20 protein-coding genes are annotated in these 19,702 nt (G+C 44.5%); 8 read left to right on the top strand and 12 right to left on the bottom strand.

The features are described from left to right. Positions 1-9: 9 nt before the first annotated feature. Genes HY58_RS05795 through HY58_RS05785 form a run of 3 tightly spaced genes read right to left on the bottom strand, consistent with a single transcriptional unit; the run spans position 10 to position 3,167 of the window. The gene (locus tag HY58_RS05795; RefSeq protein WP_039129140.1) at positions 10-393 is read right to left on the bottom strand and encodes a VOC family protein; all 384 of its coding nucleotides are present in this window, start codon (positions 391-393) and stop codon (positions 10-12) included. A gap of 4 nt (positions 394-397) precedes the next feature. Further along, positions 398-1,231, bottom strand: a complete 834-nt coding sequence (locus HY58_RS05790) for a DUF1835 domain-containing protein (RefSeq protein ID WP_039129139.1) — start codon at positions 1,229-1,231, stop codon at positions 398-400. 31 nt (positions 1,232-1,262) lie between these two features. Continuing rightward, entirely contained in the window at positions 1,263-3,167 is a 1,905-nt protein-coding gene (locus tag HY58_RS05785) for a DNA topoisomerase IV subunit B (protein ID WP_039129138.1), read from the bottom strand. 349 nt (positions 3,168-3,516) lie between these two features. Here HY58_RS05785 and HY58_RS05780 point away from each other — a divergent pair, with 349 nt between their 5' ends. The 4 genes from HY58_RS05780 to HY58_RS05765 are packed head-to-tail and all read left to right on the top strand — an operon-like array spanning position 3,517 to position 5,311. After that, on the top strand, positions 3,517-3,780 hold the full coding sequence (locus HY58_RS05780) for a hypothetical protein (protein WP_039129137.1): 264 nt from the start codon (positions 3,517-3,519) through the stop codon (positions 3,778-3,780). A 25-nt stretch (positions 3,781-3,805) separates the two neighbouring features. Then, positions 3,806-4,096 (top strand): hypothetical protein, encoded by a 291-nt coding sequence (locus HY58_RS05775; RefSeq protein ID WP_039129135.1) that lies wholly within the window; start codon positions 3,806-3,808, stop codon positions 4,094-4,096. Further along, positions 4,089-4,622 (top strand): YkgJ family cysteine cluster protein, encoded by a 534-nt coding sequence (locus tag HY58_RS18740; RefSeq protein WP_052323874.1) that lies wholly within the window; start codon positions 4,089-4,091, stop codon positions 4,620-4,622. The genes HY58_RS05775 and HY58_RS18740 overlap by 8 nt, the downstream gene beginning before the upstream one ends. Then, positions 4,619-5,311, top strand: a complete 693-nt coding sequence (locus HY58_RS05765; RefSeq protein WP_039129131.1) for a thioredoxin domain-containing protein — start codon at positions 4,619-4,621, stop codon at positions 5,309-5,311. The genes HY58_RS18740 and HY58_RS05765 overlap by 4 nt, the downstream gene beginning before the upstream one ends. Here HY58_RS05765 and HY58_RS05760 read toward each other — a convergent pair. Continuing rightward, positions 5,277-6,086 carry a ThiF family adenylyltransferase gene (locus HY58_RS05760; RefSeq protein ID WP_052323873.1) on the bottom strand — a complete coding sequence of 270 codons (810 nt, stop codon included), beginning with the start codon at positions 6,084-6,086 and terminating at the stop codon, positions 5,277-5,279. The two genes, HY58_RS05765 and HY58_RS05760, sit on opposite strands and share 35 nt — an antisense overlap. Positions 6,087-6,110: 24 nt before the next feature. On the opposite strand from HY58_RS05760, the gene dnaG reads away from it, so the two are divergent. Continuing rightward, complete coding sequence (gene dnaG, locus HY58_RS05755) at positions 6,111-8,054, top strand: DNA primase (RefSeq protein WP_039129128.1); 1,944 nt, start codon at positions 6,111-6,113, stop codon at positions 8,052-8,054. 13 nt (positions 8,055-8,067) lie between these two features. Here dnaG and HY58_RS05750 read toward each other — a convergent pair whose 3' ends face one another. From HY58_RS05750 to rpsO, 7 genes are all read right to left on the bottom strand, one after another. Beyond that, positions 8,068-9,672 (bottom strand): hypothetical protein, encoded by a 1,605-nt coding sequence (locus HY58_RS05750; protein ID WP_052323872.1) that lies wholly within the window; start codon positions 9,670-9,672, stop codon positions 8,068-8,070. A gap of 77 nt (positions 9,673-9,749) precedes the next feature. Further along, positions 9,750-10,421, bottom strand: coding sequence for a YdeI family protein (locus HY58_RS19600; RefSeq protein WP_172644606.1), 672 nt, complete (start codon positions 10,419-10,421; stop codon positions 9,750-9,752). 136 nt (positions 10,422-10,557) lie between these two features. Beyond that, positions 10,558-11,367, bottom strand: a complete 810-nt coding sequence (locus HY58_RS05740) for a M48 family metallopeptidase (protein WP_039129126.1) — start codon at positions 11,365-11,367, stop codon at positions 10,558-10,560. Between the two features lie 91 nt (positions 11,368-11,458). Next, positions 11,459-12,106, bottom strand: a complete 648-nt coding sequence (plsY, locus tag HY58_RS05735; protein WP_039129124.1) for a glycerol-3-phosphate 1-O-acyltransferase PlsY — start codon at positions 12,104-12,106, stop codon at positions 11,459-11,461. A 50-nt stretch (positions 12,107-12,156) separates the two neighbouring features. After that, on the bottom strand, positions 12,157-12,990 hold the full coding sequence (gene prmA / locus HY58_RS05730; RefSeq protein WP_039129123.1) for a 50S ribosomal protein L11 methyltransferase: 834 nt from the start codon (positions 12,988-12,990) through the stop codon (positions 12,157-12,159). Positions 12,991-13,047: 57 nt separating this feature from the next. Next, on the bottom strand, positions 13,048-15,222 hold the full coding sequence (locus HY58_RS05725) for a polyribonucleotide nucleotidyltransferase (RefSeq protein WP_039129119.1): 2,175 nt from the start codon (positions 15,220-15,222) through the stop codon (positions 13,048-13,050). A gap of 109 nt (positions 15,223-15,331) precedes the next feature. After that, positions 15,332-15,604: a 30S ribosomal protein S15 gene (gene rpsO, locus HY58_RS05720; RefSeq protein WP_039129117.1), complete on the bottom strand. Its 273-nt coding sequence runs from the start codon at positions 15,602-15,604 to the stop codon at positions 15,332-15,334. Positions 15,605-15,731: 127 nt separating this feature from the next. Between rpsO and HY58_RS05715 the strand changes: the two genes are divergently transcribed. The 3 genes from HY58_RS05715 to HY58_RS05705 are packed head-to-tail and all read left to right on the top strand — an operon-like array spanning position 15,732 to position 18,973. Continuing rightward, complete coding sequence (locus tag HY58_RS05715; protein ID WP_052323871.1) at positions 15,732-16,757, top strand: Gfo/Idh/MocA family protein; 1,026 nt, start codon at positions 15,732-15,734, stop codon at positions 16,755-16,757. Continuing rightward, positions 16,750-17,853, top strand: coding sequence for a glycosyltransferase (locus HY58_RS05710; RefSeq protein WP_253271510.1), 1,104 nt, complete (start codon positions 16,750-16,752; stop codon positions 17,851-17,853). Before HY58_RS05715 ends, HY58_RS05710 begins: the two co-directional genes overlap by 8 nt. A 31-nt stretch (positions 17,854-17,884) precedes the next feature. Continuing rightward, a complete protein-coding gene (locus HY58_RS05705) occupies positions 17,885-18,973 on the top strand; it encodes a glycosyltransferase family 4 protein (protein ID WP_253271509.1) in 1,089 nt (362 codons plus the stop codon). Here HY58_RS05705 and HY58_RS05700 read toward each other — a convergent pair. Next, complete coding sequence (locus HY58_RS05700; RefSeq protein WP_253271508.1) at positions 18,954-19,688, bottom strand: cell division ATP-binding protein FtsE; 735 nt, start codon at positions 19,686-19,688, stop codon at positions 18,954-18,956. The genes HY58_RS05705 and HY58_RS05700 overlap by 20 nt on opposite strands. Positions 19,689-19,702: the final 14 nt, after the last annotated feature.

Below are 19,702 nucleotides of genomic sequence, written 5' to 3'. Positions count from 1 at the left end.
ACGCTTAATTTATAGTTCGTATAATTCTAATGGCAATCCATCCGGATCACTAAAAAAAGTAAATCTCTTCCCGGTATAAGGATCTGTCCGGATGGCTTCACAGCTAACACCTTTACTGGTTAAGGACGCAACTTCCTGATCAAGGTCTGTCACAGAAAAAGCCAGGTGTCTCAGCCCGATGGCTTCCGGCCTCGAAGGCCGTGCCGGTGCGCCGGGAAATGAAAACAGCTCGATGATGTACTGTCCGTTGAGTGCAAGGTCCAGTTTCCAGGAATCCCTTTCCTCGCGGTAAACTTCTGCTATTATGTGAAGCCCAAGTATTTCGGTGTAAAACTTTTTACTCCGCTCATAATCCCCTGCAATAATTGCAATATGATGCACGCTGTTTAACATCTGCTTACCCTTCTGTTTCCACCGTTTGGTTACTATTTTGCTTTACTTCGAAATCTTTCATATTCTTCAATTCTCCCTGTACATCATAATTGCCACCGGCTATCAGCAACTTCAAGCGCCATAGCATGTATGCATCGCCGGTAGTATGTTTGTTTTTGGAGATAAACTGGTTAATGATCCTGTTCGCCTTCTGCCAGTCAGTCGTGATGAACTTCTGCAGGTCTGCATCATAGAAATCATAATCGGCCTGCACAAGTTTCTTGCCTCCTTCCAGTATCCGCACACCTTTATTTTCATTGGATAGCCTGGTCCATTCATCCGGATCCACTTCAAATTCAGATAAGGTGATAGGGCGACTTAGTTTTTTTGCTTTCAGGAATTCCTTTGGTGGAATGGTATGCAGCCAGGTGGGGTAAAACAACTGCCCCTTTTCATTCAGGAAAGGAAGGTTATTCAGGTAGAGAATATAGACCCTTCCCTGGAACTCTTTCATGAAATGAAGCAACCAATAATATCCACTCACATCATGTTTATTCTGTGCAGCCCAGATCCAGATTACTTCATCGGCGTCACGGCGCATTTTGCCCACTATTTCCGCGGCTGTTTTCAGGTCATCCACTTCACCCGAATCGGCCTTGCCATCATAATCGCCTCCGGCCAGCACCTCGCGCCACCAGGCATTACGGGCATCCCTTCCTTCGCCGAGGTAAATATTTTCCAAAGGCCCCACGGCATAATCATCTTTGATCTGAACCACCTCACCCTGCAGACTTTCATCTAAAGCGATGGCCTGCTTCAACACTTCAATATCTGCTTCGTTGAAAACGATATGAATCATGTACTCGACTATTTCTTGTTTTAGATCTTTATTACTTCTTTATGCTCTCTTCTGTTTCTTCCACCAGGTCAATCTCCACCTTCAGGTTATCAATGATAAAGTCCTGCCGCTGCGGAGTGTTCTTCCCCATATAATATTCCAGCAATTGCTGTACATGGGTTTCGGGAAGAACCAGTACAGGTTGCTTCTTCATATCAACGCCAATAAAACGGGCAAACTCATCGGGCGAGATCTCTCCCAGTCCCTTGAAGCGGGTGATCTCTGGTTTGCCGCCCAGCTTCTTTATAGCTGCCTGCTTTTCGGTTTCATCATAACAATAGATGGTCTCCTGTTTGTTTCTTACCCTGAACAATGGTGTTTCCAGAATATAAACATGGCCGTTCTTAACCAGGTCGGGGAAAAACTGAAGGAAGAAGGTCATCAGCAATAACCTGATATGCATACCGTCAACGTCAGCATCGGTGGCGAAAACGATATTGTTGTAGCGAAGGTTTTCGATCCCATCTTCTACATTAAGTGCATGCTGCAGGAGGTTGAATTCTTCGTTTTCATATACCACTTTCTTGGTGAGACCAAAACAGTTCAGTGGCTTTCCCCTCAAACTGAATACAGCCTGTGTTTCTACATTTCTTGCCTTGGTGATACTTCCGCTGGCCGAGTCACCTTCGGTAATGAAGATGGTGCTCTCCTGCTGTTTCTGAACCAGGGCCTCTTTGCCTTTGCCGGTAGGTTCCTCATTATAATGATAGCGACAATCGCGGAGCTTCTTATTATGCAGGTTTGCTTTCTTGGCTCTTTCATTCGCCAGTTTTTTAATGCCTGCCAGTTCCTTTCTCTCGCGCTCACTTTGCTCGATACGCTTCTTAAGCGCTTCGGCCGTAGAGGGGTTTTTATGGAGATAGTTATCCAGCTCCTTTGAAAGGAATTCATAGATAAACACCTTCATACTTTGTCCGCCTTCTTCAACGTATTGTGATCCCAGCTTGGTTTTTGTCTGCGATTCAAATACCGGCTCTACCACGCGAACTGAAATGGCAGCGGTTATACTTGCCCGTATGTCGGAGGCTTCATAATCTTTCTTATAGAAATCGCGGATCACTTTCACGAAGCCTTCCCTGAATGCCTGGTGGTGGGTACCGCCCTGGGTGGTGAACTGCCCGTTTACAAAACTGAAGATCTCCTCGCCATAATCATTGTTATGCGTGATGGCTGCTTCAATATCATTGCCCTTGAGATGGATGATGGGGTAACGGAGTTCATCTTCATTGGTCTTGCGCTGCAGGAGATCGAGTAGTCCATTCTTACTCACAAACTTCTTACCATTGAACAGGATGATAAGTCCGGCGTTGAGGTAACAGTAATTCCAGAGCAGGTTCTCGATATATTCTTCCTGGAAATGGAAATTCCGGAATACGGTATCATCCGGAATAAAGTTCACCAGGGTACCATTGTTTTCTTTGGAGGCTGCTTCCTTGAATTCCTTTACCAGCACTCCCCTTTCAAATTCAGCCGTTTTTTCTTTACCCTCACGGAAGGCGGTGACTTTGAAATAGGCACTCAGGGCATTTACCGCTTTGGTACCCACGCCGTTCAGTCCCACACTTTTCTGGAAGGCCTTGCTGTCATATTTCGCTCCGGTATTGATCTTGCTAACCACATCAACCACTTTACCGAGCGGAATGCCGCGGCCATAGTCGCGGATGGTTACCATTTTATCTTTTATATTCAACTCAATTTGCCTGCCATAACCCATGGTATGTTCATCAATACAGTTGTCGAGCACTTCTTTGAGTAAAACATAGATGCCATCATCGGCACTGCTACCATCGCCCAGTTTACCGATATACATACCCGGGCGGAGGCGGATATGCTCCCGCCAGTCGAGGCTACGGATGGAGTCCTCAGTATATTCAACCTGCTTAATTAAATCTGCCATAATTGTCTTTTTTCAACTCCTTGCCTATCTCAAGCTGGCAAATATAAAGAAAGGACTGCCAGGTTTAAGTCAACTGTTTTTGCACTGTTGTGGATAATCGGCGTACATATGTATAATATTGATAATCAATCAGCTTTGGTTAAGAGTATTTTAAATTTGGGTACTTTAACCCATCTTGTTTTGCAGCTCGGGGAATAATCTTATTTTTGATGTCCGCCTCGGTTTTTTAAGGAGGGCAACGAACAGATACTAACCCGCAAATGTTGTCCGCTTATGCCGAAGCTACTAACCCATTAAGTGCTGATTTACAACCCGTTATTAGTTTTTAATTGTTGAAAAATTGTAGAGTATGTATAGCTATTCCTTGTTGGAAACGAGTTGTTATTATCTGATCCAGGAGAATGTGGACGGACCGGTGTCATTGATCAAAGTGAACATGCATACAGATTATTGCATGTTTATCACGCGATTTGGTGAAACCGAGGTCACGGAATGGAAGAAGAAGCAGGACCCCATCCATGAGATTCTCGAGCTGTTATCAGATGATAAGGTAAAAGAATTTCAGACCACTTATTATAGTGAGGATGCCTTTTACGAGGATGGAGAAGAGTAACAAATGATTTTCTAAAAATTCATATATGACAACCTATTCCGAACTACAGCCGGGTAATTTTTACCTGGTTAAAGGAGATGCTGATACAGATATCGAAATGATCTCTGTACTGGCACTTACTGATAAATGTATTTTATTAAGAAGTTTCGGGCAGGTTGAAGAAGACTTCTGGAAGCTCCGCACCGATACCATCTTCGAGGTGATCGAGGAGCTGGATTATGACAGTGCCGCTGCTATCCTTTCCCTCTATGAAGAAGAGGAGGAAGAGGAAGTTGAGGAAGGGGTTGAGGAAGACTGGGAGGAAGAGGATGACTGATCCCCTGCTTTTGGTGAAAGATCTTGCTGTCATTTCTCTTGCTGCCGACCACCGGCTTCAGGAGAATGAAGCCTTCCGTGATTTTATCCGAAGCTATCCCGGCGATGTGGATGGTATGGTGCAGGAGATCAATAAATCTGTTGAGCCCTTCATCGATTGCACTTCTTGTGGCAATTGCTGCCGTAGCCTGATGATCAATGTAAGCGAGGAAGAGATATTGCCCCTTGCGCAGCACCTGCAACGGAATCCTGACGAAGTTAAAGCAGCTTACCTCGAAGAAAGCCAGGGAGGACAATTCGTTATCAATACCATTCCCTGTCATTTTCTGGAGGATAATAAATGTTCTGTATATGAATATCGCTTTGAAGGCTGCAGGGCATTCCCTCATTTAGATGAGCCTGGTTTCAGCAAAAGGATGTTTGGGCTGCTGATGCATTATGGCCGTTGCCCGATAATATTTAATGTGATGGAAGAACTGAAACATCGCACTAAATTTGTAAAAGAAATCAATCAGCTACCACTATGACAAGGCTAATACTTTTGCTTTCCATTGCATTATTGACATGGAGTTGCCAAACCTCCGCTCAAACTGAATACCGCCTCAGCCCTGCTGCCTTTGAAGAAAAGCTGCAGGATAAAACAGTACAGATATTAGATGTGAGGACTGCAGGTGAATTTAAGTCGGGTTATATTGACCAGGCCATGCAGGCCAACTGGCTTGATAAAAAAGAATTTGAAGAGCGCACCCGACATCTTGATAAAAGCAGGCCTGTGATGATCTATTGTGCTTCCGGTGTAAGAAGTGCAGAAGCGGCTGAGCTACTGCGTTCTAACGGATACAAGGTTTATGAACTTACGGGTGGACTGAATAAATGGAAGCGGGATGGGAAAAAAGTAACGGGTGATAAATCTACCAGCCAGATGAGTACCTCGGAATACCAGCAGCTCATCAATCAACCCGGACTTGTACTTGTTGATTTCGGTGCCTCCTGGTGCCCTCCCTGCAGAAAAATGGAACCAGTGCTGGCACAATTACAAACAGAGCTGGAAGGAAAATTCAGCCTGCAGAAAATTGATGGCGGTATTAATACGGATGTGATGAAATACATGAAGGTGGAAGGTCTCCCTCATTTTTTTGTATATAAGGATGGCAAGCAGTTATGGCAGAAGCAGGGACTTGTTAGTCTTGATGAATTGAAGCAGGTTCTTCAGTAACCGGGCTGCCATAGAGTTCCCTGATCACTACACTGGCGCACATGCAACCAAAGATGGCGGGCATATAACTGATGGTGCCGATCAGTGATTTTTTGGGGTAAGCTTTTTCTGTTTCAATGATCCTGCTCTGGTCAACAATTTCGGGGGAGAATACAACCTTGATACCGCTACGGATACCGAGTTTGTTCAGTCTCTTTCTAACATACCTGGCAAGGTTGCATTGATGGGTATTTTCAATTTCCGTTATGGTTACCTTCAGCGGATCAACCTTTCCCCCGGCACCCAGTGAACTCACCACGGGAAGAGCCAGTTCAACACAGCATTGCAGAAATGCTACTTTGGGTGAGAGGGTGTCAATACAATCTACTACAAAATCATAGTCGCCTGCTGTGAGGATCTCGCGAATTCTTTCCCCTTCAATATGTTCACGAATTACGGTGAGATTGATATCCGGATTGATATCCTTCAATCTTTCTGCCATGATATCCGCTTTGGGCTTGCCGGCAGTTGAATGAAGTGCCGGGATCTGCCGGTTACAATTGCTGAGATCCACCTTGTCGCCATCAACTATTGTCATCCGCCCTACTCCTGCCCTGGCAATCATTTCGCTGCATATGCCTCCAACGCCACCGAGTCCAACCACCAGCACATGCTTGCTCATAAGACTCTTTACCGGTTCATCACCCAGCAATAATTCTGTTCTTGAAAGCCAGTAAGGAATCATGGTTTGTAGTTTGAGGTGCAAATTTAAGGTTACATTTCCTGATCTCTTCATCTCTACGTAATTTGCCCTTCCTTCATGATCACACAGGCCACTATACAACAGATCCTCAGTCGCATTGATATTATTGATGTGGTGGGCAGTTTTGTTAAGCTAAAAAAGAGGGGAACCAATTACCTGGGCCTCTGTCCCTTTCACAATGAGAAGACACCAAGTTTCACTGTTTCACCCAATAAGGAGATCTATAAGTGTTTCGGCTGTGGTAAAAGCGGCAATACTATCAGCTTCGTAATGGAGCATGAAAAGTATAGTTATGTGGAGGCATTGAAATGGCTGGCGGGGCGCTACAATGTGGAGGTGGAAGAAACTGAGGTTAGTGCAGAGGTAAAGGCACAACAACAGGTTGCTGATAGTCTCTATATCCTGAATGGATTTGCCCAGAAGTATTTTTCAGAAGTTCTTTTGAATGATGAGGAAGGACAGGATATCGCCTTCAGTTATCTTAAAGAGCGGGGTTTCAATGAAGCCATTATTGAGAAATTTCATTTGGGTTATTGTAAGGAATCGCGCAATGCATTTGTAACGGAGGCGCTATCCAAACAGTATAATCGGGAGCTGCTGGTTAAATCGGGACTGGTGGCTTTACGCAATGAAGAGTTGGTAGACAATTACCGGGGAAGGATCATTTTTCCTATTCATAATACCACAGGTAAGGTCATAGGATTTGGCGCGCGGATCATTAAGAAGAATGACCGGGCACCAAAATATATCAACACACCGGAGAACGAGATCTATATCAAGAGCCGCATTCTTTACGGGATGTTTTTTGCGCGGCAGGTGATCGATAAGTTTGAAGAGTGTCTGTTGGTGGAAGGTTATACGGATGTGATATCACTGCACCAGGCAGGCATTGAAAATGTAGTTGCCAGTGGAGGAACATCGCTTACCACTGAGCAGATAAGGCTGGTGCGCAAGTACACCAATAATCTGACCATCATCTATGATGGTGATGCAGCGGGCATTAAAGCAGCTTTAAGAGGGCTTGATATGGCCCTTGAAGAAGGGCTGAATGTAAAGCTGGTACTGATACCCGACAAGGAAGATCCCGACAGTTATGTAAACAAGGTAGGCGCAGAAGCATTCCGCCAGTTTGTTGCAGAGAATAAAAAAGACTTTATCATTTTCCAGCTGGAGGTAGCGTTGAAAGATGCCGGCACAGACAGCCAGAAGAAGGCGGCGGTAGTGAACCAGATGGCAGAAACATTATCAAGGATCAATAAGGCGGAAGATTTTACTCGGCAGCAGGATTATATCCGTCAATGTTCCGAATTGCTGCAAATAGAAGAAAGCGGATTCACTAACCTGGTGAATAAATTTATAAGGGAAAAGGTTAATAAGCTGGAAAGCAAACAGTTTTCTGAACAGGCTTATTCCCATAATGAGATGCCGCCACCGATGGACTTTGATGGTTCGGCATCAGATGAAGGATTTCAGTTGTTGCTGAAAGATGAATTACAGGAAAGGGCTGTTGTGCGTGCGCTCATTGAATTTGGCAGTATGCAATGGGATGATAACAATAAGGTGGCAGACCATATTTTCAGTGAATGTGTGGAAGATGATCTTTTTGATAATAAGAAATTGCTTGAGGTGATCAATACCTATAAGCTCTGGTATGATGCAGGGCTTGAGCCCACAGCAAAGAATTTTTTCTATCATGAGAACCAGGAATTAAGTGCGGTGGTGGTTTCGCTGCTGGAGTTCCCTTATGAGTTAAGTGATAAATGGAAAGACAAATTTGAGATGGCTGTTAGTTCAAGAGAGGAATCCTATAAACAGGAAGTGATCTCTACGCTGGGGTATTTAAAGCTGAGAAAGATCAAAAGGATGATCGATGAAAACCAAAAGGATCTTGGTGTGCCGCACTCACCCGAAGAGCAGCTCAATTTATTAGCTACGCACAAAGCATTGAAAGATATGGAGCGCGAATTACTCCGTCACCTCGGAACGGTTATTGTTCGTTAAGTATCCTGTTTATTCATGGTCGATGAATGGCAACGGCTCCTGACCGGGAGGCAGCAATAGATGCACCACTAAGACTATTTTTTCTGTTGGGCGTTCTTTTAAGATTGGCTTGGAATGCCTCTTGCGCCGCTTCATTTTTACCTGCAGCCAGCAACATATCTCCCAGCAATTCCCTTGCAGGGATAACCTCTCCCGGTGTTACCGGGTGCTTTCCTGTTTTCTCTTCCAGATCTGCGGCAGCCTGCATGCCGGCTAAGGCCTTTTCTTTATCACCCTCTGCAAATTGAATCCATGCATCGGCCATTTTAACCTGTATAAGAACCTGGTTGGCCTTATAGTCATCCCCGGATTTCACCAGACGGGCATGCTGGTTTTGCAGTGAGGAAAGATCTTTTCTGGCAGCAGCAATATCGCGTGTATGTACCGCTCCTAAAACACGGGTGAAATGAATGATGGCCTTACTCCAGGGGTATTTATCCATATCGAATAAAGTAGTAGTAGTGTCGAGGGTTGCGGCTTCTTTCCAGTTGCGAAGTTCCAGTACATAACGGGCCGGCATAGCCGCAATTGCATAGGTTGATGTCTGCCCTTCGGGGAACATACTTTTCATGGAACGGAGATAATCGATTTGTTCTTTTGCCTTCTGTTCCTGTCCGGTTTGCAGATAGGCATACACAAGGTAATCCATGGCATGAAGTTCCTGGTCATTGTGTGCATTGGCACCTAGCGCTTCTGCATAGCATTTAGCGGCCGCTGCAGAAGCGAGGTTCGACTGTATAGATTCATCCCACAAACCCATGCGGGTGAAAATATGGGAAGGCATATGCAGTGCATGGGCCGATGAAGGCGCTACGGAAGCATATTTGCGGGCAGCTTCGAGTCCCAATGGTGCGAGCTCGGGATAATCATAATTATGAATGATATAATGAACAACTCCGGGATGATCGGGCCTGCCAGGATATAGTTTATTAAGAATGGCACCAGCCTTTTTCTGGTTGGTATAAGTTTTATCAGCGGGATCAGCTGTAGCATCCAGGGCGAGGGTATATAAAATTGCTGCCTCTTTATCATCAGGATATTCGAGGTAGATCTTTTCCATTGCCTGTTCATACTGCTTTGCCCTTGCCGCATGTTTTAGCTCTTCATGCCCGTTAAAGAATGTATGGATGGCTTCTATATAGGCTTGTTCCCTTTTATTACTTCCTTTCAGTTTAAGCGCGATTGCACTAGCCTTCGCTCCTTTTTGTAATTCCTCTTTATTTGGAGCAGCCCATAGCGGATGAAAATTGGCCATAGCGATTCCCCAGTAGGCCATGGCGCAGTCAGGATCATTCTCCAACACTTTTACAAAAGCTTTTTCTGCTTCACTATATTCAAAGGAATGCAATAAGGCAAGGCCCATATTGAAGGTATCTCTCGACTTTTCAGAACAGGAAAAACTGAAGTCTGTTTTGCCAAGCTGGCGTTGGTCGGGGCCGCATAGGACTATATCCCCTCTGCGTAAATTTTCTATGCTATTGATTGCATTAGCTGATTCCTGATTCTTACCCTTGCAATAAGCAAGCAATAGGCTGATTGATAGCAGCAACAGCCAGGTGGACAAGATTGATTTTTTCATTTTTGAGAGATTAAGGTTTACAGTTATCCGGCAACTCTCTCAAAAATGCCTGCAATAAGGAAGATCCAGAGACCGGCTTATCTTTCTGCCGGATTCTTCTTTCCTGCCATTAGTTTTTCAACCGTAGCAGAGAGTCGATTCTGTTTTGTTTCCTCTTTGCGGGCGCTGGTGATCCATTCAACGTATTCCTTTTTGTTGGTAAAGGAAAGTTTCTCAAAATGTTCCAGGGCCTTTTTATGCTTCTTGAGAGTGAGTTGTTTCTGAAGAGCTTCAGGGATTTCAACAGTTCGATTTTTGAAATCAACACCTTCCGTTTCAGCTGGCAGTCCACCATTAGCGGAAGCCCTTGCCATGTTCCTGATCTGCTCACATTTTTTGAAACGAAGTGCGCTCCAAACTGAATCGAGGGCCACCTGGCGTACACCTTCATAGCCGGCGCTTACCACCATATTCCAACTGCAATCACGGTTAAGATTGGAGACGATCTTGCTGGTGGTTTTGGGATAGGCGATCCAGAGTTTTGATTCTTCATGGAGAGCAGGGAGAACATCCTGGAGAATACCATTCAATTGGTTTTCGTTGATGGCAAAAACCAGGGCAAAATCTATCCTCCTGCTTTTTAGCAGCGGGGTAACATTTTTTGCGAAGGTCAGCTTGCTGAATTGCTTCTCGATGGATGATGGTAATCCCTGGATCAGCAGATTTTTTTCTTCTTTGTATTGGAGTTTCTCGAATAAAGTCTGCATCATACCTGATCTAAATTAACTGAAGAGATAATATAGCGGGAGGCAAATTTACAAAAAATCGGGCGCTATGGCAAGTAAAACCATGAAAAAATCCCACCGCATGGCGGTGGGACCTTGGTATAATAGGGTAATCGATTGATTATCTGCCAATAGGCTTGTAATATTTCATTGCTTCAGGCATCATCTTCTGCAACTGCCTGATCCTTGTTTCTTCTGCAGGGTGGGTGCTGGCAAATTCCGGCGGACGCTGACCTTTGTTAAGGGCTGCCATACGCTGCCATAATGGAACTGCCTCCTGTGGGTTGTAGCCTGATAAGGCAGTGAAGATAAGTCCCAGCTTATCGGCCTCTAATTCATTGCTACGGCTGAAAGGCAGCATCACACCATAGGTTGTTCCAATACCATAAGCATTCATGAACAAATTCTGTGTTTCAGCTGGCTTATTACTCATGGCTACTGCAAGGGCAACACCACCAAGCTGTTGTAGAAGTCCCTGGCTCATACGCTCACTTCCATGATGCGCAAGCGCGTGTGCAACCTCATGTCCAACAACTACTGCCAGCGCAGCTTCGTTTTGAGTAACAGGCAGAAGACCGGTATACACTACGATTTTACCGCCCGGCATACACCATGCGTTTACTTCTTTGGAATCAACGAGATTATATTCCCACTTGAAACCTGCAAGTTCTTCAGAAAGTCCTTTCTCTCTATAGAATTTGGTAACGGAGTTGGCAATTCTTTGTCCAACCCTTCTTACCATCTCTGCATCTTTACTTGCGGAGGCGCTAACAACTTTATTCTGCGAGAGGAATGATTGGTATTGTTCTACTGCCATCGCTTGCACCTGTGATTCAGGTACCAGTGCTAACTGGTTTCTGCCAGTGATGGGATTTTTGCTACAGGATACGATGCTGGTAGCAATAGCAGCGGCTATTAAAATCTTCTTCATGCTATTCGGGTTTACAGGTTATATATTCAATTCTTATACCAACCACTGTAAAATTACAGAAGAAGACGTTAAACCACTTAAAAAGAAGAAGTTAAAGCCGTCGTTTACGTCGCCGGTCGCGATATTTCAAGATGGGAACCTTGCTTTCACTACCCTTTAGGAGACGGGTAATATTTTTCTGGTGGGTTAAGATCACCAGCAAGGCAACAACAATGGCAAACACACGATACGCGTGATTATCAACATTGAAAATTATCAGGATAAAAACAGGGAATGCAACACTTGCAAGTATAGAACTCAGCGATACAAAACGGGTGAGATAAAGAACAAGCATAAATACGCCGGAGCATCCAAGTGCCGTCCAGGGAGAGATCCCTATTACCAATCCAAAAAGTGTTGCTACACCTTTTCCCCCCTTGAAATCGGCCCAGAGCGGAAATACATGTCCAAGTACTGCTGCCATTCCTAACCCAAGCTGAAGATTGGTAAAAGCTATATCATTATCAAAATAATAGGGAACCAGTAAGGAGAGTTTAACAGCAAGAAATCCTTTCAGCACATCAATGACCATTACAAGTGTTCCCCACTTTGAACCAAGAACCCTGAAGGTGTTAGTAGCGCCGGCATTACCACTGCCATAGTCGCGTATATCAATACCGAAATAATGTTTACTTACCCATACTGCGGTAGGTATAGAGCCGATACAATAGGCCAATAATATCAGCAGAGCCTCTTTCATGTAGTGTTTAAGTTGGATTTCAAAAATAGGGAAAACAGGCTATTAAAAATTCATCTGTTTGTTTCTTTAACAACAAGCTCCCAGCATAACCAGCTATTTCTTTCCAGCTTATTAATTAACGTAAGTGAATGCTCTTCTATTGCAGACAGGAGATCAGAACCATCAGATTGCAATAAGCCGCTGATCACAATGAAACTGCCTGCAGCACTGTGTTTCACCATTTCGCTCAACTGTGATAAAACAACATTCCTGTTGATATTTGCAAGAATAATATCATATGTTTCTGAAACAGGAATGCTATCTGTCAATTGTATTTCTATCTTAGAACAACCATTACGAGCAATATTTTCCCCGGTGTTTTCAATGCTCCACGCATCAATATCAATGGCCATTACTGATGCTGCTCCCATCTTTTCAGCAAGTATTGCGAGTATTCCTGTACCGGTTCCGAAATCAAGCACTTTTTTGCCATCAAAATTGATGGAACGCATTGCTTCCACCATCATAAAAGTGGTTGCATGATGGCCTGTTCCGAAACTCATTTTAGGCGTGATGATTATTTCATGCGTAACGCCGTTAACAGATTCATGGAAATCGGCCCTGATGGCACAATATCCATCCACCACTACAGGTTCAAAACCTGCTTCCCACTCAGCGTTCCAGTTGCGCTGTTCTATTGTTTCAGTTTCCCATTTTACTCCTAAAGGCTGCAGGATCTCCTCCACCATCGCCGGTTCAAAATTGGTGGATGGAATAAAGGCTTTTAAAACAGAGCGTTCATCCACGAATCCTTCAAAACCTGCGTCGGCCATCAGGGCCAGGATAATATCTTTCTGTTCTTCATTGGTAACAGCAATGGATACCTGCTGATAGCTATTCCTCATATAATACTAATTAAAAACCCCGACCAATGATCGGGGTTTTGGTTGTAATCTTATAATTTAATCATTACCATATTCCTGCCTTGAGTTGCCCTGGCCTTCCGGCTTGGGGAGCAGAATTTTACGGCTCAGTTTGAACTTACCTGATTTAGGATCGGTACCGGTAAGTTTAACCTTAACCATATCCCCTTCTTTCAGAACACCTTCCAGTGTTTCAAGACGTTTCCAGCTTACTTCAGAGATATGCAGCAAGCCCTGTTTGCCGGGAAGGAACTCTACAAAAGCGCCATAAGGCTGGATGCTCTTCACAGTTGCTTCATATACATCTCCAACAGTTGGCTGGGAGGCTATACCCTTGATCCAGTTTACTGCCTTATCAACATTTTCCTTCTTGGTACCAAAGATGCTTACTTCACCTTGATTATTTTTCTCCTCGATATTGATGGTAGTACCTGTTTCACGCTGCATTTCCTGGATCACTTTACCACCTGGTCCGATCACTGCACCGATGAATTCTTTATCGATAAAGAGTTTAACCATCCGTGGTGCATGTGGCTTAACATCTTCGCGAGCCTTGTCGATGGTTGCATACATGGCATCAAGGATGTGCATGCGACCACGGTTGGCCTGCATGAGAGCCTGGCGCATGATATCCATGCTAAGTCCATCCACTTTAATATCCATCTGTACACCACAGATACCGTCGCGGGTACCGGTCACTTTAAAGTCCATATCACCAAGGTGATCTTCATCACCAAGGATATCAGTGAGGACGGCAAATTTTCCTTCCTTGGTGATCAGTCCCATTGCAACACCAGATACGTGCTTAGGCATAGGGATACCGGCATCCATAAGGGCAAGTGAACCTGCGCATACAGTAGCCATGGAAGAAGAACCATTCGATTCCAGGATATCACTTACCACGCGAACTGTGTAAGGGAAATCATCACCTGGCATCATCTGCTTGAGGGAGCGCATGGCAAGGGCACCATGACCAACTTCGCGGCGGCCCGGACCTCTCATCATCTTCACTTCACCTGTTGAGAACGGAGGGAAGTTATAATGCAGGATGAATTTAGTATAGTCAGATGTGGCTGCACTTTCAACGAGTAATTCGTCGAGTGGTGTACCCAGGGTAACAGTAGTAATTGATTGCGTTTCACCACGGGTAAAGAGGGCAGCACCATGGGGAGAAGGCAATACATCAATTTCCATCGCGAGCGGACGAACATCTTCAAGGCCACGGCCATCAAGACGAACACGGTCGTTCAGGATCATATCACGAACAACATAGTATTGAAGGTCGGCATAGAAATTCTTCGCCTGCTTCTTGATGGTATCATCAAGACTTCCACCTTCTTCAACATTATATTCAGCTTTCAGGTGTTCCATCAGTTCAACACCGATAGCATCAAACTTATCGCTGCGATCATGTTTTGCAAGGGCAGCTTTGGCAACAGCATAAACCTTGTCTTTTGCGAATGCTTCAACCTTAGCTTTCAATTCTTCATTGAGAGCAGGTTTCGCATATTCACGCTTGGTAGTAACGCCCTTGAGTGCACGAAGTTCGAGTTGGGCTTTTACCTGCACCTGGATTGCTTCATGTGCGAGTTCAATAGCACGGATAAGATCTTCTTCCGAACACTCTTTAGAACCGCCTTCCACCATCATGATATTCTTTTCGGTGGCAGCGATGATGAAATCCATATCAGCTTTAGCGAGTTCAGAGCGGTAAGGGTTCACGACGAACTCACCGTTGATCCTGGCGATACGAACTTCAGAAATACTTTCCTGGATGGGAATATCTGAAACAGCGAGTGCTGCAGAGGCAGCGAGGCATGCAAGAGCATCGGGCATAACTTCAGGATCGCTCGACATGAGGGTAACGAGGATCTGAACATCGCAGAGATAGTCTTCGGGGAAAAGAGGGCGAAGTGCGCGGTCGATCAAACGGCTGGTAAGTACTTCATAATCGTTGAGCTTGCTTTCGCGCTTGAAGAATGATCCGGGGATACGACCTGCAGAGGCGAATTTCTCCTGGTAGTCGACCGTGAGAGGAAAGAAACTCTGACCTTCTTTGGGTTCTTTATTGGCGACAGCTGTAGCGAGGATAATACAATTTCCCTGGCGTACGGTAACCGCACCATCGGCCTGGCGAGCCAGCTTACCTGTTTCAATAGTGACTGTGCGGCCACTGCTGATCTCGAAGCTGACGTTAATAGGTTGTGATAACATAGAATGCTATGGTTTAAATGCTGTTAGACAAAAACAGATGGCATGCAAAAAAAACTATTCCCAACCGTTCAAATTAGTTGGGAATAGTTATATCATATCATCAGTTCACTTACTTTCTGATACCGAGTTTCTCAATCAGCTGGCGATAGCCAGTCAGGTTGTGCTTGCTCATATAAATAAGGAGGCGCTTACGCTTCCCTACCATTTGCATCAGTCCGCGGTGAGTAGAAAAATCTTTCTTGTTTGCCTGCAGGTGTTTAGAGATAGAGCTGATACGTTCTGTGAGAAGGGCGATCTGTCCTTCTATAGAACCTGTATTTGCAGCGCTGCCACCAAATTCAGTGAAAATGTTAGCTTTTTTTTCTTTAGTTAAATAAGACATCTTTTCTTTTTTTAAGAAACATCCAATAGTTAAATCTGCTTAAATTGGCGGCAAAGTTAAGGGAAATATCCAGATTTAGCTTTCAATATGCCATTTTTTTTGGATTTTGCCTCCTTATTCTACGCCCATGCCCTATCGTTATGCAATCATCGGATGTGGCCAGATCGGCCGGCGACACGCCAGCCTAGCTGCCGGCATGGGGCGGCTGGTGGCTTTATGCGATACCGACCCGGCAAAATTAACTGATCTCTGCATACAATATGGTGTGCCCGGATATGGTCAGATGGATGAACTCCTGGCAGCGGAAAAGCCTGATATTGTTGTGATCTGCACGCCAAACGGGCTTCATGCATATCAGGCTATTGATGCCCTCAGGGCGGGCTGCCATGTACTTTGTGAGAAGCCGATGGCTATTTCGGGCACGGATGCCAGGTTGATGGTTGAAGCAGCCCAAGAAGCCGGTAAGCGCCTTTTCGTGGTGAAGCAGAACCGTTTTAACCCACCGGTCACCTATATAAAAGGATTGCTGGATGAAGGGGCCCTTGGTGATATCCATGGTTTTCAGCTCAATTGTTTCTGGAACCGAAGTGCCAACTATTTTGCGTTTTCTACCTGGCGGGGTAGCCTTGATCTGGATGGCGGCCCCCTCTACACCCAGTTCAGCCATTTTATTGACCTGCTCATCTGGTTCCTGGGTAAGCCAGCCAATATTCTTCATGCATCGGGAAATAATTATTCGCATCCGGATATTTCATTTGAAGATGAAGGTCGGGTTGTACTGGAATTAGAGAATGGGGCGACAGGAACCATCCAGTATAGCCTAAATGCATGGCGCGAAAATATGGAAGGATCGCTTGCCATCTTTGGCAACAGGGGAACGGTAAGGATTGGTGGAACTTATTTGAATGAACTGACCCATTTTGCGGTGGAGGGATTAGCATTGCCTGAATTGCCGCTGGCAGCCGCGGCCAATGATTATGGATCTTATAAGGGCAGCATGAGTAATCATCATCTTGTTTATAAAGCGATGATCGATTCACTCCAGGATGATTCATACAAGTACATGGACCCGGCGGAAGGAATTCTATCGGTGGAGCTGATTGAAGATATCTATGACATCATGCGGCAACCCGGAGGGAATATTAATGGGTAAGAAAAAACTCATCTTTTCAGTAACGAACGACCTTGTGTTTGACCAGCGAATGCAAAGGATCTGCACCAGTCTGCAGCATGCAGGTTATGATGTTATGCTGGTAGGTTTTTCAACAAAATCCTCTCCCCCCCTTTCTGCACAGGTATTCAAACAGAAAAGATTCCGGCTCTTTTTTTCAAAAGGGAAGTTGTTTTACCTGGAATATAATCTGCGGTTATTTATATGGTTGCTTTTTCAGTGGGCCGACCTGATGGGTGCTATCGATCTGGATACTATTATCCCCGTTTATTATGCCTCTCGCATAAGAAAGAAAAAAAGGGTATATGACGCCCATGAACTTTTTTGTGAGATGAAGGAGGTTGTGAGCAGGCCAATTATATTTCGGATCTGGAAATGGGTGGAAAGAAAATATGTTCCGCGCTTCCCAATAGGATATACAGTGAATGCTCCGTTAGCGGAGATTTTCAAAAATGATTACGGGGTTGTTTATGAGGTAATACGGAATGTGCCGGTATTGGTGGAGAATAGTTTTTCATTGGAAAAAGAACCTTTCCTCTTATACCAGGGAGCTGTGAATGAGGGTCGTAATTTTGAAACACTTATTCCGGCCATGCAATGGGTGGAGATGCCCCTTTGGATATGTGGTGATGGAAATTTTATGGAACAGGTTAAAGAGTTGGTAGCAAAATATAATGTACAGGATAAAGTAATATTTAAGGGTAAATACTTACCTGAAAACCTGAGAACAATTACAGCAAAAGCATCACTCGGATTTACCTTATTTGAAAATAACGGGTTAAGCAACTATTTGTCGCTCGCAAATCGCTTCTTTGATTATCTCCATGCAGCCACTCCACAAATTTGTGTAGACTTCCCTGTTTACCACCAACTAAACAATATAGCCCCTGTTGCTGTTCTTGTGGATAGTAATGATCCTGTTGTGCTGGCTGTTATAATCAACAAAACTCTGACAGATACTTCCTTTTATAGAAAATTGCAGGAGAACTGTCTGATAATGCGTGAAAAATGGTGCTGGCAACAGGAAGAAATTACCCTAACCCGATTTTATCAAAAAATATTTTCTATTGGTGCCTGAGCCTGGAATTATACATATAATTAGTCATGATGTGCCATATCCTCTTGATTATGGTGGTGTGATCGATATCTTCTCTTCTATTAAGGCACTCAATGAAGCAGGTGTTGGGATAATTCTTCATTGCTTTGATTATGGCAGGGGTCCTCAGCCTGAATTAAACAAATATTGCAGAGAAGTATATTACTATGAAAGGCAGGAAGGGCATAAAGGTTTTTCATTCAGTTTACCCTATATGGTAGCGTCAAGATCAAATCCGGAGTTGCTAAACCGGCTGGCAGAAGACGACTACCCCATTTTGCTGCAGGGAGTTCATTGTACATTCCTGTTACAGGATGAGCGTTTCACTAAAAGAAAAATGGTACTCCGATTATTCAATGTGGAAAGCAGGTATTACCGGCAGTTATCTAAACACGAAAGGTCGCTGGCTAAAAAAGCGTATTACCTGAATGAAAGCAGGCTGTTATGCTCATACGAAGCAAAAATTGCAGGCAGGTTGCCTATACTGGCACTATCAGATAAGGATACCCGTTATTATAAGGAGAAGTTTAATGCCAGTCAAGTCACGACTGTTCCGGTATTCCTTCCTCACCAGCAAATAAGATCCTCTGAGGGGGCTGGTTCATTTTGTTTGTACCATGGGAACCTGGATGTTGCAGAAAATAACAAGGCGGTAGAATGGTTGCTTGATAAAGTATTTGACGAAATGAAGATACCGCTGGTTATAGCGGGAAAAAATCCTTCTTCACGCATGGAAAGGTTGGCACATCTACGCACCCATACCTGTCTTGTTGCAAATCCTGAGGAGCGTGAACTGGACGATCTTATCGCCAAGGCCCAGATCAATATTCTCCCCTCTTTTAATGAAACGGGTGTGAAATTAAAACTACTCAATGCGCTCTATAATGGCAGGCATTGCGTAGTGAATGACGCAGCGGTAGATGGAACACCACTGGCAGCGCTTTGTCATATTGCAGAAACACCGGCGGCCATGCAGCGCATAGTTCAGCAGTTATTTCATCTTCCCTTTGGAGAAGAGGAAATTAACTTGCGAAAAAATGTATTGAATGAACATTATAACAATGCCGGAAATGTAAAAAAGCTTATTGCATTCCTACAGTAGCATTGTCTTCCACCCGTCCACGTTCTGTTTTAAGTGTTCTCGCAGGGTATTTACGGATCACCACATAATCGTGGGTAGCCATAACAACTGCCGCACCGAAATCGCGACTGATATGAAACAGTAGTTGCATGATCTCGTCAGATGTTTCCGGATCGAGGTTGCCGGTTGGTTCATCAGCCAATATCAATTTGGGAGAATTTAGGAGAGCCCGGGCAATATCGACCCTTTGTTGTTCACCACCACTCATTTCAAAAGGCATTTTGAAACCTTTTGATTTCAATCCCACTTTTTCCAGAACGTCGGAAATCTTTTCATCCATGAGTTTATCGTCTTTCCACCCTGTTGCACGAAGAACAAATTTGAGGTTCTCATTCACGCTGCGGTCGGTCAGTAATTGGAAATCCTGGAAAACCACTCCCAGGTTCCTGCGCAGGAAGGGGACTTTTTTCCAGTCCATTTCTTTGAGGTTGAACCCTACTACCGAGCCCTCTCCTTCTTTCAGGGTGAGGTCACCGTACAAAGTTTTGAGGAGGCTTGATTTTCCGGTACCTGTTTTTCCCACCAGGTAAACAAACTCACCCCTGTTGATACTGATATTCACATCCTGCAGGATAAGGTTATCACCCTGGTATATATTTGCATTCTGTAATTCGATGATCTTTTCTGCCATTGCCGGATTATTGATTCCGACAAAAATAAGGAAGGTGTCTGACACATGTTCGATAAATG

Origin of the sequence: Flavihumibacter sp. ZG627, assembly GCF_000814325.1 — a bacterium.
Classification (GTDB): domain Bacteria; phylum Bacteroidota; class Bacteroidia; order Chitinophagales; family Chitinophagaceae; genus Flavihumibacter.
Note: the sequence above shows the minus strand (reverse complement) of the source record. Positions and strands in the feature narration are given on the sequence as shown.